Consider the following 18028-nt stretch of genomic DNA (forward strand, 5'->3'; position numbering starts at 1 on the left):
GTGGGTGAATCGTTAAGAAAAGGAAAATTAAAAAACCAATAATAATAAAATTTAACTATAATTGCAGTATCTCTCAAAGTGGCACCATTTGACCGAAATAGGTGGCACGGTCACTCCGAAATAGCCAAGATTGATGAATCAAATTAAAGAATAGCCATAGCTATTGTTTCATTTTATGAAGAAAATATAGTAGAAAAAGAATGTCATTAGATGCGAAATTTTTATTCGTAAATCGTATTACAGGGTTTTAACCACTCAACTGATACCAACAAAGCTTTGTACTCAACTTAGAAACATTTTCTACATCCATATAAATACACTCCCAACTCATCTATTAATTAGAAGTCTTTAGAAAACCAAACCATAGGTAGAACTACAATCTTAGCTTTTTTTATAAGATTTTGTTATAAAAAACTATTCAGATATAGGTATAAACACTTAGAGTATCAACGACTACTTGCTTTTTCTTTATAAATGAATTTAAGATCCAGTTTTACTCTTAAAAATAGTTATAATGATCTCAGGAAATTTTAAATCAATTGTTGAAATATTAGATTACAGAGGTAAAATAGAGGGCGATAAGAAAGCAATTACCTTTTTACAATCTAAAGATAAAAAACAGGAAATTACTTATTGGGAACTATCCAATAGGGCAAAATCAATTGCTCAACAATTAAAGGAACAACCGGACTTAGTATTTGGAGATCGCGTATTGTTATTATACCCTCCAGGAATAGAATATATATGTGCTTTTTTTGGATGTTTGTATGCAGGAATTGTTCCTGTACCTGCATATCCTCCAGATAGAAGAAATACAGAAAGGCTAATGATGATCATTAAAGATTCTGAATCTAAATATGCACTAAGTAATTCCAAAATAGTAAACAATGTAAAATCATTTTCGGAAGAAAAGCTCCTTAATAAAAACGGAGCGAGTATGAATAGGTTAAAAAAGATAGAATGGATTGCAACAGATCTTATTGATAGCTCAATAATTATAGCGTATGATTTAATACCGATTAAGCCTACAGATATTGTCTTTTTACAGTACACTTCGGGATCTACAGGAAATCCAAAAGGAGTAATTCTTAATAATATCAATTTATTAAATAATTTAATCGCAGCTAGAAAATCTTTTGGAACATATTCAGATTCTCATGTTATAAGTTGGTTACCTCCTTACCACGATATGGGGCTAATAGGAGGTATTCTTCAACCATTATTTAGTGGGGTAGAATTAACTACTATGGCTCCGATTACATTTTTAAAAAACCCTTATATCTGGCTAGATGAAATATCTAAAAGAAAGGAGAAAAATATAATTAGTGGAGCTCCGGACTTTGCTTATAAATTATGTACTAGAAGAATACCAGAAGAAAAACTAAAATCATTAGATCTTAGTAATTGGAAAGTTGCATTTAGTGGAGCAGAACCTATAAGAAAATCTACTTTGGATAATTTTTATGAAAAATTCAAGAAATCTAATTTCAGTAAAACATCATTTTTTCCTGTATACGGTTTAGCTGAAGCTACGTTATTAGTTTCTTCTGGGAAAAGAGGACACGAATTCAAAAACATAACGATTGATCAAGAAGCATTTAAAAATAAAATTGTAAAAAGCATTGTAAACGAAGATAAGAATAGTATTCCATTTATATCATGTGGAACAAAAGAGGAAGATCACGAAATTTATATTGTTGATCCGGAAACTCTAAAAATTTGTGATTTTAATCGTGTAGGAGAAATATGGATACATGGTCCAAGTATATCAAAAGGGTATTGGAGAAAAGAACAGTTAACCAAAAAGGTGTTTCATGCTTATACCAAGGATAATAAGGGACCATTTTTCAGAACCGGAGATCTAGGCTTTATAATAGAAGATAATCTATACATCTCTGGAAGACTGAAGGACTTAATCATTATCAGAGGTAAAAATTATTATCCTCAGGATATAGAACATACGGTTCAATCTACTCATGAATCTTTAAGAGAAGGTTGTGGATCAGCATTTTCTGTAGAAAACAATGGAGAAGAAGAATTAATAATCATGCAGGAAGTGAAACGAGAATTTAGAAAAAAAATTAATATAGAAGAGGTTCAAGAATTAGTACAAAATTCAATATTTAGAGAATATCAATTAAGAATTAAGGAGATTGTTTTTTTAGAACCTTCAACTTTTCCAAAAACAAGCAGTGGAAAATTACAAAGATTGGCGTCAAAAAAAATGTACCTGGATAGAAAATTCACGTCTGTAAAACCTGTTGTCTTCTTTAGCTAATAAATTTTGTAGAAAATTAGTAAATAATGGTAAAAATTTGATAGAATGTCCATAGACAACATAAAAACAAAAACTCCTTTCATTATTAATAAACTTTGTAAAGTTGAAGAATTGGAGCAGTTTTTGAAAAATCCATTTGATGAAAAATCTTCTATTTCATTTAAAAAGTCAGCAATTTTGGATGAGAAAGAGTTTTTTCCTCATCAGGAAATAAAAGAGTTACACAAATGGGGGTATCATAAATATTATATTCCTGAGTATTTAGGAGGAAAGTTAAAATCCTTTGAAGAATTATTATTTTTATCTCGGGTAGTTTCAAGAAGAGATTTATCTATTTCTATAACTGATGAGCATACTCTTTTAGGAGCTTTACCTGTTTGGTTGGCTGGATCAGAAAAACAAAAAAAGAAACTTGCTAAATTAATAGAAAAAAGTAAATCTTCTTGTTTAGCTGTGACAGAAAAAAATCACGGGAGTGATCTTAATGCAAATGGTTTATTGGCTATAAAGGATGAAGACAAATATTCTCTTACCGGAGAAAAATGGCCTATCAACAAAGCTACCTTATCTAATGTTATATGTGTTCTTGCCAGAACTAATGATAAAAAAGATTCTCGTAGTTCGTCAATTTTTTTAATAGACAAAGATAAACTTCCAGAAAATGTATATTCTTATTCACCTAAAATAAAAACGCTAGGGATAAGAGGATGTGATATCAGTGGAATATCATTTGATAAAGCAATATTATCATCACAAGACCTTGTTGGTAAAGAAGGTGCTGGTCTAGAAATTACATTAAAAGGTTTTCAAATTACAAGAACTCTTTGTGCAGGTTTATCCCTGGGAGCTATGGATACTACAATCAGAACCACATTAAACTTTGTTTTAAAAAGACAACTCTATGGGAATACAGTCTTTGATGTAAAACATTCGAGACATGCGTTAGCAAAAATATTTATAGATACTATCAGTTGTGATTGTCTGGCTATAGCATCATCAAGAGGATTACATGAGGTAACTTCACAATTTAGTGTATGGTCTGCTATTGTGAAAAACTATATCCCCAAGAAAGTTGAAGAAAATATTCAAAACCTCTCAGTTATTTTAGGTTCTAGATTCTACCTTAGAGATGAACATGATTTTGGAATATTTCAAAAAATGATGAGATATAATTCGATTATTAGTCTTGTTGATGGTAGTACAATTATTAATAAACATGCATTAGCACTACAACTAAAATTTCTTGCAAAAAAAAGAAGCCAACATACCAATGTACGATTAGAAAATAAGTTAGAAACAATATTTTCTTTAGACAAAGAAGTATCAGAGTTTGAATATCATAAACTAGATCTTTTTAGTAAAGGGAATAATGAAGTTTTACAAGGAATAGAATTAATATTTCCTAAACTAGAAAAATTAAAGGGAAAGCAAAATTTATCTCCAACAACATTAAGAGAAATTATTAATTTATCTATTGACCTTTTTAATATCCTAGTAGATTTAGAAAATAAAATAACAAAACTACCTGCAGCAGAATCAGGACATAATCTAGAAACAGAATATTTCGATCTTGCAGAAAATTATTGCAAGTTACATACAGCGGCTAGTTGTATTTTTATGTGGATTTATAACAGAGAAAATATTGGAAGTTATTTTGAAAGGGGAGAGTGGTTAGTACTATCAATTCAGAGAACCTTATCCTCATTTAATATCTATAAAAATCACTTAGACAAAAAGTATTTAGAAAATGCTACAGAGTATTTACTAAAACTACATCGAGAAAATAAGTTATTCTCAATTGTACCTTTTCAACTTTTAAATTAAAAAAAAATAAAAATATGGAACCATTTATAAAGAATAAAACGTTATTAATTGAATTAGAAGACTGGTTATTAGATAAGATAGCAGAGCATTTGGATCTTACTAAAAATGACATTTCTCCACACAAAGAATTATCTACATATGGCCTGGATTCTATGAGTGCAATAATGATTTCTGGAGATATCGAAGAAAAATTTAATATAGAACTACCATCCACTATTTTATGGGATTATCCAACAATAAATGACATTCTTGATTACTTAGAAGATAAAATCTAAATACCCTAATTTATAATCCATCGTTAAATTGCTACGCATAGCTTCGTTTGTACTTTTTTTCGAGTTCACTCTGAAATGTCAGTTTAAAAATTAAGATGTCTTTACAAATAGTAATAGTAGTTCAATATTAATGAGTAAACTTAAAAACAAACTTCTATATAAAATGAGAATGTATTCACCTATTAAAAAATTCACAAAATGATCACTAGTGATTCTATCAAAACAACAACTGATTTATTTTTTCTAAGAGTTATAGAAAACCCGGAAGATATTGCTATTTCAATAAACAAAAAACATTTCACTTATAGTGAAATTGACATTTTATCCAATAAATTCAGTAATTATTTAAGAATAAAAAAAAAGAATGATCAAAATGAATCATATAAAATACAATTGCCTAAAAATGAATGGTTTATAATTTGTGTCTTAGCCATTTGGAAATGTGGAAAAACTTTGATTGATGATGATTCATTAAAACAAGATCAAGAAATAAATAAATTCAATTTTTCTGTTATTGGCATAAAGGAAATCCAAGAGTTCAAGACAAACTATCATACATATTCAGAAAAAACTAAAACGATAAATGTATCAGGAGATGATCTTGCTTATCTGGTATTGAAAGAACATAATAATTCTATAATAAAGACATCTATTTCTCACGATTTTTTTAAAGATATACTCTTTAGTTTGGATTACACAAAGCTAGAGCTGCCAGATAATAACACAATAGATTCATCATTAGTTATAGAAGAGTTTCTTGCAGAGGTGTTTTGGAGGTTTAAGAAAGGAGACACCGTACTCTTAGAACTTCCAGAAATTAAAAATAAAAAACTCAGTTTTGGTTTATTTTATTTTGGAAGCCAAAGTACCAGTCAGAACAATAAGAATTATAGGTTTTTATTGGATTCTGCAAAATTTGCAGATGCACATGATTTTTCTTCTGTCTGGTTACCAGAAAGGCACTTTCATGAATTTGGAGCAATATATCCAAGTCCCTCAGTATTAGGTGCAGCAATTGCAACTATAACTGATAAGATAAGAATTCATTCAGGTAGTGTAGTATTACCTCTTCATGATACTGTTAGAGTTGCAGAACAATGGTCTGTTGTAGATAAACTCTCAAATGGAAGAGTTTCTTTATCTATAGCATCAGGATGGCATGCGGATGACTTTGTTTTAATACCTGAAAATTATGAGAATAGATATACTATAATGTATGATCAAATTAAAGAATTAAAAAAACTTTGGACGGGAAAAAAAATATCAAGAAAAAATGGATTAGGTGATCAGGTTTCTTTTAAGATATTTCCAAAACCTATTCAGGAAGAATTACCAATTTGGATAACTTCTGGAGGAAACCCAGAAACTTTTAAAAAAGCAGGAAAAATTGGTGCGAATATACTTACTCACCTATTAGGGCAAGATATTAATACATTAAAAGAAAATATCAGTCTATATAAGGAAGAATTAAAAGTAAACGGTCACGACCAAAATAATGCCAAGATTTCTTTAATGCTTCATACCTATATAGGAACTGAACTAAGTGAAGTAAAGAAAACAGTCGAAATTCCTTTTAAAAACTATTTAAAATCTAATTTAGGTCTATTGAAAAACTTAGTACAAGAAAAGATTAATCAAGATAGATTAGATGAACTTATTGAACTGGCTTTTGAACGTTATTGGAACACAGCTGCGTTATTTGGCACTATAGAAAGTTGTATACCGCTTCTAACCAAAATTTCTGAGATAGGTGTTACAGAAATAGGGTGCTTAATTGATTTTGGTATAGAAGAAAACACCGTGTTGAATGGGCTTAATCATCTTAATAAACTATATAAAAATGTCTCTCAAGTTACTGAAAATATAGTGTGAAATATGAGGTTTATAATTACCCTAATGTTTTAGATACAGAATATTAAAAATAGCGTGTTAATGATGTTGAAAGAGAGGAGTTGGGGAAGGAAGGCTAATAATATTACTTCATTAGTAGGTACTTAAAACTCATTGATTTTCAATTGTTTACTGTTTGGTTCTTTGGTGTTTTTGTAATTACACTTGCTAAGTGTCTCTCTTACAGGAGTTTTGTCGAGTAATGAGATGCTTAAAATTTGTAATATTTCGTAGATTGAGCGTTCAACTCTTAAAGTATTCCCAACTATCGCCACAAGACAATATGCAATTAGCCCTCAATAGACTTGGACTTTGACCGCATTAATCGAATTTCCCCAAAAGGACTTGATTTTTAAATGTTGTTTCATCCACTTGAAAAATAGCTCAACTTCCCAGCGTTTTTTGTAGAGATAATACGATTTGTGATTAAAAAATTCGTATAAATTCATTGAATTATTTTTTCTTTATGCAAGGCAAAAAAATCAAGCATAGCTATAGCTACGGTTTATTTTTTAAACGAAGTAGAAAGGAAAAAGAAACGATGAATATGCGAAATTTTTAGTTATAAATCGTATAACATATTTCTTCGGCTTTTAAATCCATATTATTAGTCAAGAAAATGAATATACTCTTGGACTCATTGTCATAATACTTGATACGTCTGAGTTTTTCAGGGTATGACTTTTTAGTATAATAAGAAGCCAACTTGCCTATTTGATCGTACTTTATGCCTTTGGTTTTTTCGATGGTGTTAGAATACATTCGGTTAAATTTCATATTGGTTTTTGCACGGGTGACAAAAAACGCTTGTTGCCTGTGTAAAAGGTATAAGCGTTCAAAATCAACATAAGCTCTATCCAACACGTAAAAGCTTCCTACTTCATAAACCAGCAAATCCAGTTCACTGACATCATGTGCTCTAGCATTTGTTATATGCACAAAAGCTGGGATTGATGTTTTTACATCATAAAGTGTATGAAGTTTGATACCTGCTTTAGTTTTTCTAAACTCAGCCCACCAAAATACACCTAAGCATGAATCTATAGTAGAGGAATCAAAAGCATACACATTACCCTTGATATTGAGTTCAAAATCTGATTTATAACAACTCTCCCTTGTTTTTTCAATTAAGACATAAGCAAATGCTTCAAAGATTTTATAGTTACGTTTTTGATTTGCTTTACCAAGGTTACGCCTTGATATGGATGAACCAAAACCTAAATGATAGTATTTTGATGTATGTGCCTCAAGACTTAACATCAAATCTCTCATACTTTCCCTAGCTGTTAGCTGTCCAAAAACCATACATAACATTTGGTTCCAACATGTCAACTCCTTACATACTTATTGCCATCGTATTGCTTAACAATCCTGTCAAAAATGCGCCGAGGTAAAAAATCGGTGAGTTGAGCGAATATATATTTTCCTTGGTTCGTGGTTTTTGATTTTAAAAACCAAAAAATCCGTGAATCATTTCAAATCGTCACGCTACAAAAAATCGCTACAGCTACCATTAACAAAGAATTTCAAAGAACTTTAATTTATTTTTAGTGCCCACTAATGATATTACTTTTTTATTGAAACCTCACCCTTTCGGTTAATTGTCATTATGACACTGGTCTTAAATTTTGTAGTAAATTTTCTTCATATCATATACCCATAAACTTAAACCTGCTTTATGTGTTAGAACTTCGTGATAAAGCTGTGAGATACAATGAATACTGCTCTTTTTTGATTTTAACATAGCAGTTTACCCTGAGCTGGTTCGAAGGGCTATGGCGAAATTAAAAAAAGTAGCGAAGTGGTAGTACCTGACTGCTAACCAGCGGCAGGCAGGTTTGCAGGAGTTCACAGATGTAATAGGTTTTCTATTGCATGATCCAGGTTTAACAAAGTTTGGGAGGCTTTTAGAAAAGAATGTTTCATAATAACTGTGAAGCGGTTTACACTATTTTCAATTTGTTAAAAAATATATTGAAAATTCAAAAAAAGAGAAAATTCCTATGTAAATAAGTGTATACCCTTAGTACAGTATAAACATTATAACCTTCCTTTGAGCATGTGAAAACATTATTAAAATACTAATAAGCAGACCGATTTTTCATAAAACAATTCAAATAATTACTTGTCATGGGTTATATATATATGTTAAAAACTGAACTGTTAAAAGTTTTTTAATCCATGGATAAATAATAATCAAAAAAACTATAAATATGTTTAACGCTAAAAGACATTTTCTTTCTGAAGGGCAAAAGGGGCTTTATTTTATACAAAAATTAAACCCTGATTCAACCATATACAATTTACCCATAACTATAAGTATTGATCATATTGTTAATGATGAAGAATTGTATTTAATAGGAGAAAAATTAATACGAAAATACCCTGTTCTGAGGACAGTATTTAAGTTAGATAACCAAAGTAACAATTTATTTCAGGAAGTAAAACCTGTAGCTAATTTTTTTAAAAAACACACTCAAGAATTATATAAAGATGAAAGCATAAAGGAAGAATTAAAAAAACTTTTACACCATCCATTGGATTTATCTAATGCTGCTTTTTGTATGCATATTGTACAAGATAAAGAGAATAATAAAACATACCTCCTTTTTGTTGCACATCATATTATTATTGATGGCTTTTCATCAATATTACTATTTCAAGAGTTTGCGAAATTATTTCAAGAATATCAAGGTGCAAAAGAGGAGGAAGATCAGGTTATTGAACATAATTTTATAGACTATATAGATTGGGAAAGAAAGTATATAAAAAGTGAAGAAGGCTTAAAAGATCTTTCATACTGGAGAAAAAAATTTGAGAATACTGTTAATAGAATAGAACTCCCTTATGATAGTATTTCTGATATAAAAAAAACTAATAAGAATATATCCGGGGGACAAGAGCAAATAACATTCTCAGGAGAATTTGTAAAAGATCTAAAATTAAAAGCTAAAGATTATAATATCAATTTATTTATACTGCTATTAGCTGCTTTTAAAATCTTACTATATAGATTATCTAATACAACAGATTCTATAATGTCTATCCCCACAAAAGGAAGACGTCCTCTGAAAAAATATGGAAAAAGTATAGGTTATTACTCTAATGTAATGCTTTCTAGGACAAAAATTGATGGTAGTCAAACCGTTTTAGATTTAATAAGACAAATCAAATCAAATATAAATTCAGATATTCGACATCTTAAATATCCACACTCCAAATTATTATCAGAATTAAAATTAACCAATGGAAATGCTAAAACATTATTTCCCGTTTCTTTCTTTTATCAAAATGATTATGAAAAAAATGATTATCAAAATATAGAAACCTTTATCGATATTCTGCCAAGCTCAACAAGTGAATATACATTAGAGGTCTTAGAATTAGAAGATAAACTTTCCATATTTCTGAAATATAGAAAAGACTTATTCTTAAAAAATTCTATCGAAAGGCACTTATCATATTTCAAACAAATACTTACTGAAATTACTTCTAAACCTGAAACCAAAATTGATAACCTGATAATGCTCCAAGAAGAAGAAAAAAATAAATTATTATTTAGTTTTAATTCTACAACGGTGGATTATCCCAACAAAACATGTATTCATAAGTTATTTGATATTCAGGTAGAAAAAACACCAAATGAAACAGCTGTACTATTTGACAATGAAAAAATTACTTATGAAGAATTAAAGATTCAAAGTGAAAAACTAGCGATATATCTGCAAAATAAAGGTGTAAAACAAAGCGTACTAGTTGGAGTATTTATGGATAGATCTATAGAAATGGTAATAACCATTATGGCTATTCTAAAATCTGGAGGAGCTTATGTTCCTTTAGATCCTAATTATCCTGAAAAAAGAATTAGATATATTATAGAGGATGGAATTCTAAACGGGAATGAAAAACTTTTGCCTAAACTAGTTGTAATCCAGGATAATTACAAAGAAAAAATAGAAAGTTATTTAAAAAATGAAAAAATAGAATTGGTTCTATTTCAAGACTATTTAGGCACTGTCCAATCAAACAACGGACAGGTTAATAATAAAGAAATAACTACTTCAGGTGAATTACAAAAAAAAATAGATGTTTTAGCAAATCACTTGATTAACAGAGGAGTAATTTCTGATTCTGTTGTAGGTCTATGTGTAGAACAGTCTTTAGAAATGATTATATCTATTCGGGCAATACAAAAAATAGGAGGTAGATACGTGCCGATTAATAGCAACTGGGATGCCAAAAAGATTAAAGATATCATTAAAAATTCAATAGTAACCGAAAATGGTAATCAATCAAATAATATCATTTTATTTAAACAAGAAGAAGGTGAAGGTATTGATATTTTAAAAAAGATAGAACATAATGATATAACAGTAATTCCTTTTTCAGAAAACTGGAATGATAATGATTGGATAAAAGAAAATAATACTTTAAAAGAATTAGCCTCTTCATCTGATTTAGCCTATATAATTTATACCTCTGGATCTACAGGAAAACCAAAAGGGGTTATGGTAGATCATTCTAATGTTGTAAATTTTTTAAATGCAATGAAATCTGAATACCCCCTAACTCACAAAGATTGTATGATTAGTGTTACTCCCATATCATTCGATATCCATATTTTAGAGCTATTCCTACCATTAATAACGGGTGCAAAACTTACAATTACTTCTTCTGATGATGCTAAATTACCATCATCCCTAAAAAAAGTAATTGAAGAAAAACAAGGTACAATCATGCAAGCAACTCCAGTAATCTGGAAAATGCTTTTAAAATCAAATTGGACACCAAATAGACCTTTTATAGCATTATGTGGAGGAGAAGCCATGCCTCCAGAAATATTTAAAGGACTAAAATCTCTTACTAATGTTTCTTCATGGAATATGTATGGTCCTACAGAAACTACAGTATGGTCTTGCACAGAAAACCTAAATACAAAGAAAAGTAAAACTATAGGTACACCTATTGGTAACACACAAATATATATCCTTGAAAAGGATAATCTAAACCTCCAACCAATAGGAGTTCCAGGAGAAATATGTATTGCAGGTCATGGAGTTTCAAGAGGCTATCTAAATAGAGAAAATTTGACCAAAGAAAAGTTTATTGACAATCCATATAAAGAAGGTAAATTATATAAAACAGGAGATCTTGGAAGGTGGTTAAATGATGGAACAATTGAGTTTTTAGGTCGTATAGATCAGCAAATAAAAATTCGAGGATTTAGAATAGAACTAGAAGAAATAGAAATGATTCTTAATAAATATCCAGATATAGAAACCTCTGTTGTTGTGTTAACAGTAAAGAAAGACGTTAAATATCTGGTAGCATATTATCTTTCAGAAAATAAAACAAGTATTAATTCATTAGACATAAAAAATTATTTATCAGAATTTTTACCAGAATATATGATTCCATCATTTATTAGACCAATAAATGAAATGCCTCTTACTCCTAATGGAAAAATTGATAGAAAAGCCTTACAACTAAAAAAGATAGAAGTTAAAAGCACTAATAGATATATAGAAGCTTTCAGTAGTATAGAAAAACAACTTGTAACTATCTGGAAAGAAGTATTAGCAATAGATAAAATAGGAGTTCAAGATAATTTTATGGAATTAGGAGGGAATTCAATATTAAGCATGTCCCTTGCTGAAAAAATAGCTAAAAACATGAAAAAAGAAGTTTCTGTAGTTGATATTTTTCAATATCCTACGATACAAAGTTTTGCAAAATATTTATTGGATAAAAACGAACAGGATATAAAAGAAGTTTCATTAAAAAATAAAGAAAGAAGAAACAAGAGAAGAGAAATTCTTAATAAACTGAATTAATAATAAGCAAATTGAAAAAAGTTTAAACCACTTCTAATTCAAAAAAATGAAAATAAGCAAGATATTAATTAGAGTTTCATATCAATAAACTGAGAATTCGAGATTTCTATTTTGAAAGAAAAATTATAGAAATCAATCTTTATAAATTAACAATAATCCCATCATATACGTACGAAATGAAAAATACAGATATAGCAATAATCGGTCTTTCATCCAGGTTTCCCGGTTCAAAAAATCATTTAGAGTTTTGGGATATGCTCCAAGATGGAAGAGAAGGTATATCATTTTTAAATAATACTGAATTAATAAATTTAGGAGTTGATAAGTCAACATTAGAAAAAGATAATTATGTAAAAGCTTCTGCTTTAATTAAGGATATAGATCTTTTTGATGCTTCTTATTTTGGTTTTAGCCCTTTAGAAGCTAGTATATTATCCCCTCAGCACCGATTAGCACTTGAATGTTCTATGGAAGCACTGGAAAACGCAGGATATGGTATGGAAAATCAAGAAGATAGGACTGGAGTATATCTAGGTGTTGGAGCTAATAGTTATTTGATAAATAATGTATTACCAAATATTGATGATTTATCTAAAAGGATAGGATATTTTCAGATCCGAGCATATAACTTAGACGATACAATTTCTTCATTTGTATCATATAAACTTAATCTAAAAGGCCCTTCAATAAGTGTAAAAACTGCTTGTTCTTCTTCTCTAGTAGCCATTCATCAAGCCTGTCAATCTTTGATAACATATGAATCTGATATGGCAATTTCTGGAGGAGTTTCTTTAGAGGTACTGTCCAGAACTGGTTATTTATATGAACCAGGTAATGTTGCATCACCTGATGGACATTGCAGGACTTTTGATGCGGATGGAAAAGGTACAATTATGGGTGGAGGAATTGGAATTGTAGTGCTAAAAAGACTATCAGAAGCGATAAAGGATAATGATACCATTTATGGAGTTATAGAGGGTTCTGCAATTAATAATGATGGGATAGAAAAAGTAGGGTTTACAGCACCAAGCGTGCAAGGTCAAGCAGATGTTATTATAGAAGCACAAGAAATGGCAGATATACATCCTGAAGAAATCAGTTACATAGAAGCCCATGGAACTGGTACTATTATAGGAGATCCTATCGAATTTTCTGCTTTGACAAATGCTTTCCGACAGAAAACAAATAATAAATCATATTGTGCTCTTGGGTCGGTAAAAACAAATATTGGGCATATGGATGTAGCGGCTGGTGTTGCGGGTTTAATTAAAACAACATTGGCATTAAACCATAAAAAAATACCTCCTAGTTTGCATTTTAATAAAGTCAATCCAAATATAGATTTAGACAAAAGCCCATTTTATGTCAATACAAAACTAAGAAAATGGGACAATAACAATCAACTTTGTCGAGCTGGTGTTAGCTCATTTGGAATTGGTGGAACCAATGCACATCTAATTGTTCGTGAAGCTCCTATTATTTATAGTGAAGAATCTAAAAGACCAGTACAAATTGTTACTTTATCTGCTAAAACAGATACCGCATTAAAGGATTTCAAAAAAAGACTTTGTCTTTCATTAAAAAATGATACTAGTAGATTACTTGAAGATATTGCATATACACTTGCCGTAGGGAGAAAAGCATATCAAAAAAAATGTTTTATTATATGTTCCAGTATTCAAGAATTAATTGACAAACTTGATATAGACAGCATTGATTATAAATCAGACAGCCAAGATACTATTGATAAATCCTTAGCTCTTTATCCAAATATAAATCCTGAAAAAATGATATGGGAGCAATTTTTCGAATTATATGATACAGAACCTCTATTTAAAGAAAGTTGTGATAAGAATGTAGAGAAGATCTACGAAATAGTAGCTATCGACATTTCTATATTGTTTCTAAGAACAATGAAAGTAGAAGAACTATATACATTTATTCAATCTCAACAAATACAGTCTATAGTAAGCTTTGCAATTTCATTATCGCTATTCGAATTCTATGAATATTTAGGAATCATTCCAGAAGTAATTATAACAAAAGGAAAAAATCTTTTCGCATCTGCTTGCTTTACAAAAATACTTTCTATTGAAGAAGCTATACTGATATTATGTAATAAGGAAAAAAATGATATGCTCGGGACTCCCAAAAAACCAAGACTCCCAATCTTATTAGATAACAATATTGAACTCTCTCCTAAACTATATGAAGATATAATATTTTGGACATATTATAGAGATCACGGTAAATATGATAATATAAGTGATGATAGTTATCAGTTTGACACTGAAAAATTGGCAACAATGAATTCGGTGGATATGCAAGAACTACTGCAAGAAGGAATAAAAACTGTTTATGAAGAATTAGGAAAGAACTGGTTATTAGGACACTCCATCAATTGGGAATTGTTTTATCAAAAAGAAAAACGAAAGCGAATACCTCTTCCTACTTATTCTTTTGAGAAAAAACGTTATTGGATAGAACAAATAAAAAAAGAAAAAGGGGATATTGATAACACAAATACTAAACAACCCATCGGAAACAAAATATTTGAACCATCTAAAACAGATATTCTTGTTTCTAAAGAGGATATAGAACAAGAGCTTATTGAACTATATAGATTTTCACTAGGAATTCATACAATCAACACCCAAGATGATTTTTTTCAATTTGGAGGAAATTCATTGCTGGCGGTCAAGGTAATATCAAATATCAATCAAAAATTCAATATAGAACTTCAAACAAGCATTTTAATCAATACACCAACAATACATGAATTAGCTTCATATATTAAGAAAAAATATTATACGAAGCAAAAAAGTATTTCACAAGAGTCATCCACAACAGAAGTAATAGATGCATCCTTAGTAGTATTACAAAATGGTGAAAAATATCGTTCGCCATTAGTTTTCATCCATGACATTAGTGGAGATATATATTCATATCAGGATTTACTACAAAATATTGAAAAAACGATTCCAATAATTGGGTTTATTGCTAAAGGATTAAACAATAGTAGTAACCCTACAGAAAGTATTTCAGAAATGGCTTCTAATTATCTGAAGTCATTATTAAATCACCAACCTATAGGTCCATACAACCTAGTAGGATATTCCTTTGGTGGCATTGTTGCTTATGAAATGGCACAACAATTAAATAAGATAGGGAAAAACGTAAGTTCTTTAACACTAATTGACACTCCTTTAGCAAGAGAAATACCACATGAAAAACCATCAGAAGAAGATTTGTTAGCAGTCATGATTGAAACTTTGTTTGAGGGGACAGTTTTTTCTGTACAAGATCTAAAAAATATACCATTTCAGGAACGTATGGAATATATCTCAAAAAAAATACAAGGTTCTGCTGATATTTATAGCAATACAAGTTCGGATATCACAATTACTCCCTCACATTTAGAAAAAATGTTTAAGATATATAAAGCAAATGTTTCTGCTTTAGTAAAATATGACAAAGAAATAAAACCCTATGATGGAAAAATAACATTCTTAAAAGCAGAAAAAAGAAGAGAAAAATATGATCCGATACGACCTGAAATACCTTGGATAGAGTTAACGAATCAAAATTGTGAGGTACAGTTAATTACTGAAGCAAATCATATGAATATTATAAAGGGTGATAATGCTCGCGAAATTGCAAAGCATATCAACAAATCTTTAATACCTATAGCAACAAAAAACAGGAAGCTAGAGCGAACAGCGATAATGTTTCCAGGTCAAGGTTCGCAATATAGAGGAATGGGAAAAGGGTTATTTCAGAAATATCCTGACGAAACTAAATTAGCCTCATCGATACTAGGATACGATATAAAAGAGCTTTGTCTTTTTGATCATAATTGGCAGTTAACAAAAACAAAATATACGCAACCAGCAGTATTTGTAGTAAATAGTCTCCATTATTTAGAAAAAACCAAAAACATGACTCCTAGTTATTTATTAGGACATAGTCTTGGGGAAATAAACGCTTTACTAGCAGCAGAAACTTTCGATTTTACAACAGGAATAAAAATTGTAAAAAAACGAGCGGATATAATGCACAATATTAAAGGAGGTGGTATGGCAGCTGTATTAGGAATTGATAAGAAACAATTACATAAAATATTGATAGAAGAAGGGTTTTATGATATAGAGATAGTAAATTATAATTCTCCTAGCCAAACGGTAATTGCAGGAATAGAAGATAGAGTGTATCTAGCTGTTAAAACTTTTACTCGTTTAGGAATCAAAATAGTTCCTTTATTCATTACAGCAGCAGGGCATTCAAGCCATATGAAATTAGCTGCAGAAGAATTTGGAAATTTCTTAAAAGAGTTCACTTTTTCACCATTAAAAATACCGGTTATATCTAATTATACCGCTTTACCTTATACAAATGAAAATATTGCCAATTTATTAAGTGATCAATTGTATAAGCCTGTCAAATGGATAGATTCAATCCATTACTTATTAAATAATGGAATATTAACTTATGAAGAAATAAGAAGTAACAAATTAATAAAAATGGTTGATGAAATCAAAAATGAATATAATACACAACCAGAAATGGTATTCTAAAAATTGTTTTAGCTAATTATTTATATAATTAATATTCATTTTCAGTACACTACTAAAACTTACAATAATTATGTCCAAAATTATTATGCTTATAGAACCCGCCGATGGTCATTTTAATCAATTATCTTTTATAATGAAAGAACTTATTGCCAGAAATAATGAAGTAGTATGCGTCGCAGGAAGACGCTTTAAAGATAAAGTACAGGAGATTGGAGCAACCTTCCATCCTTTTCCATCAAAATGGGATCCTATCGATAAAGAATTGTACGATTTCTTTCCGGCATTAAAAGCAAAAAAAGGAATCGATCAAGTTAAATATTACTTTAAGCATATCATGTTTGATTCTGCACCGGATGTATTAAAAACACTAAAAAATGTACTTAAAACTTTCAAAGCTGATGTAATCATTAACGATTCTTTCTTAGTAGCAGGTGATTGGTTGTCTGAATTAGAGGGAATCCCTAATATACAAATATCTACTTTACCATTAGGAATTCCTGGAAAAAACATGGCTCCTTTTGGGTTTGGATTATTGCCTGGAAAAACATTCTTAACAAAACTAAGAAATAATATTTTAAGCAAAATCTTTGATAGAATTGTCCTAAAAGAAATTCATGAATATGTGAACAAAACCAGGGTAAAAGTTGGCTTACCTATTTTTAATAAGTCCTTCTTACGACAAGGACTTAAAGTTCCTGATCTAATACTTCAAATGTCGATACCTGATGTTGAGTATCGCCGTAAGGATTTGCCATCCAACCTTAAATTTATAGGAACTGCAAAGATACCCCCTAAACATGATTATGTAGAACCATATTGGTGGAGATCGATCATCCATAATGATAGACCGGTTGTTCTTGTGAATCAGGGAACCGTAGCCAAAAATTACGATGATCTCATTTATCCAGCGATAGAAGCATTAAAAGATGAAAACGTAATTGTTATTTTATTAGTCCCCGTAGAAAACGGAAATATAGATAATCTCCCTGAACACATATATGTAGAACCTTATATCCCCTTTGGAAATCTTTTCCCGCATATAGATATCATGATCACGAATGGAGGTTTTGGAGGTACTCAAAATGCACTTGCACATGGGATTCCTGTCATTATTTCTGGCGATACGGAAGATAAAATGGAAGTAGGAAGTCGTGTTCAATATTCCGGAGCCGGTATTAATATTGGAACAGGTAAAAAAACTGTAAAGAATATAAAAAAAGCAGTGAGAACTATTTTATCAGACTCATCCTTTAAACAAAAAGCAGAAGAACTACAAACTGAATTTGCTAAGTATAATCCCTCTGCATTAACAATCAAATTATTAGATGAATTGGTAAAGAGTAACTAGTAAAA

At 30.0% G+C, this 18028-nt stretch carries 8 protein-coding genes and 1 pseudogene; 7 read left to right on the top strand and 2 right to left on the bottom strand.

What is annotated here, in order from left to right:
- Positions 1-514: 514 nt before the first annotated feature.
- The 4 genes from F0000_RS23200 to F0000_RS23215 all read left to right on the top strand — a co-directional run bounded on the left by F0000_RS23200 (position 515) and on the right by F0000_RS23215 (position 6249).
- Positions 515-2278: a fatty acyl-AMP ligase gene (locus F0000_RS23200; protein WP_149627113.1), complete on the top strand. Its 1764-nt coding sequence runs from the start codon at positions 515-517 to the stop codon at positions 2276-2278.
- 45 nt (positions 2279-2323) lie between these two features.
- Positions 2324-4102: an acyl-CoA dehydrogenase family protein gene (locus F0000_RS23205; RefSeq protein ID WP_149627114.1), complete on the top strand. Its 1779-nt coding sequence runs from the start codon at positions 2324-2326 to the stop codon at positions 4100-4102.
- Positions 4103-4116: 14 nt separating this feature from the next.
- On the top strand, positions 4117-4377 hold the full coding sequence (locus tag F0000_RS23210) for an acyl carrier protein (protein ID WP_149627115.1): 261 nt from the start codon (positions 4117-4119) through the stop codon (positions 4375-4377).
- Positions 4378-4575: 198 nt separating this feature from the next.
- Positions 4576-6249, top strand: a complete 1674-nt coding sequence (locus F0000_RS23215) for a MupA/Atu3671 family FMN-dependent luciferase-like monooxygenase (protein ID WP_149627116.1) — start codon at positions 4576-4578, stop codon at positions 6247-6249.
- Positions 6250-6563: 314 nt separating this feature from the next.
- On the opposite strand, the gene F0000_RS28695 is transcribed toward F0000_RS23215, so the two are convergent.
- Positions 6564-6716 (bottom strand): transposase, encoded by a 153-nt coding sequence (locus F0000_RS28695; RefSeq protein WP_223148938.1) that lies wholly within the window; start codon positions 6714-6716, stop codon positions 6564-6566.
- A 109-nt stretch (positions 6717-6825) separates the two neighbouring features.
- Positions 6826-7730, bottom strand: a pseudogene (locus F0000_RS23225) (IS4 family transposase).
- Positions 7731-8480: 750 nt separating this feature from the next.
- On the opposite strand from F0000_RS23225, the gene F0000_RS23235 reads away from it, so the two are divergent.
- From F0000_RS23235 to F0000_RS23245, 3 genes are all read left to right on the top strand, one after another.
- Entirely contained in the window at positions 8481-12101 is a 3621-nt protein-coding gene (locus F0000_RS23235) for a non-ribosomal peptide synthetase (protein ID WP_149627118.1), read from the top strand.
- Between the two features lie 176 nt (positions 12102-12277).
- The gene (gene fabD, locus F0000_RS23240) at positions 12278-16675 is read left to right on the top strand and encodes an ACP S-malonyltransferase (protein ID WP_149627119.1); all 4398 of its coding nucleotides are present in this window, start codon (positions 12278-12280) and stop codon (positions 16673-16675) included.
- A gap of 70 nt (positions 16676-16745) precedes the next feature.
- Positions 16746-18023 carry a glycosyltransferase gene (locus F0000_RS23245; protein ID WP_149627120.1) on the top strand — a complete coding sequence of 426 codons (1278 nt, stop codon included), beginning with the start codon at positions 16746-16748 and terminating at the stop codon, positions 18021-18023.
- The last annotated feature ends 5 nt before the right edge of the window (positions 18024-18028 follow it).

The sequence above is a fragment of the Aquimarina sp. RZ0 genome (assembly GCF_008370685.1).
Lineage (GTDB): Bacteria > Bacteroidota > Bacteroidia > Flavobacteriales > Flavobacteriaceae > Aquimarina.

Excerpts from the sequence above, each read along its gene's own strand:
- F0000_RS23200 (WP_149627113.1), top strand. The coding sequence starts at position 515 with ATGATCTCAGGAAATTTTAAATCAATTGTTGAAATATTAGATTACAGA.
- F0000_RS23205 (WP_149627114.1), top strand. The coding sequence starts at position 2,324 with ATGTCCATAGACAACATAAAAACAAAAACTCCTTTCATTATTAATAAA.
- F0000_RS23235 (WP_149627118.1), top strand. The coding sequence starts at position 8,481 with ATGTTTAACGCTAAAAGACATTTTCTTTCTGAAGGGCAAAAGGGGCTT.
- fabD (WP_149627119.1), top strand. The coding sequence starts at position 12,278 with ATGAAAAATACAGATATAGCAATAATCGGTCTTTCATCCAGGTTTCCC.
- F0000_RS23215 (WP_149627116.1), top strand. The coding sequence starts at position 4,576 with ATGATCACTAGTGATTCTATCAAAACAACAACTGATTTATTTTTTCTA.
- F0000_RS28695 (WP_223148938.1), bottom strand. The coding sequence starts at position 6,716 with ATGAATTTATACGAATTTTTTAATCACAAATCGTATTATCTCTACAAA.
- F0000_RS23210 (WP_149627115.1), top strand. The coding sequence starts at position 4,117 with ATGGAACCATTTATAAAGAATAAAACGTTATTAATTGAATTAGAAGAC.
- F0000_RS23245 (WP_149627120.1), top strand. The coding sequence starts at position 16,746 with ATGTCCAAAATTATTATGCTTATAGAACCCGCCGATGGTCATTTTAAT.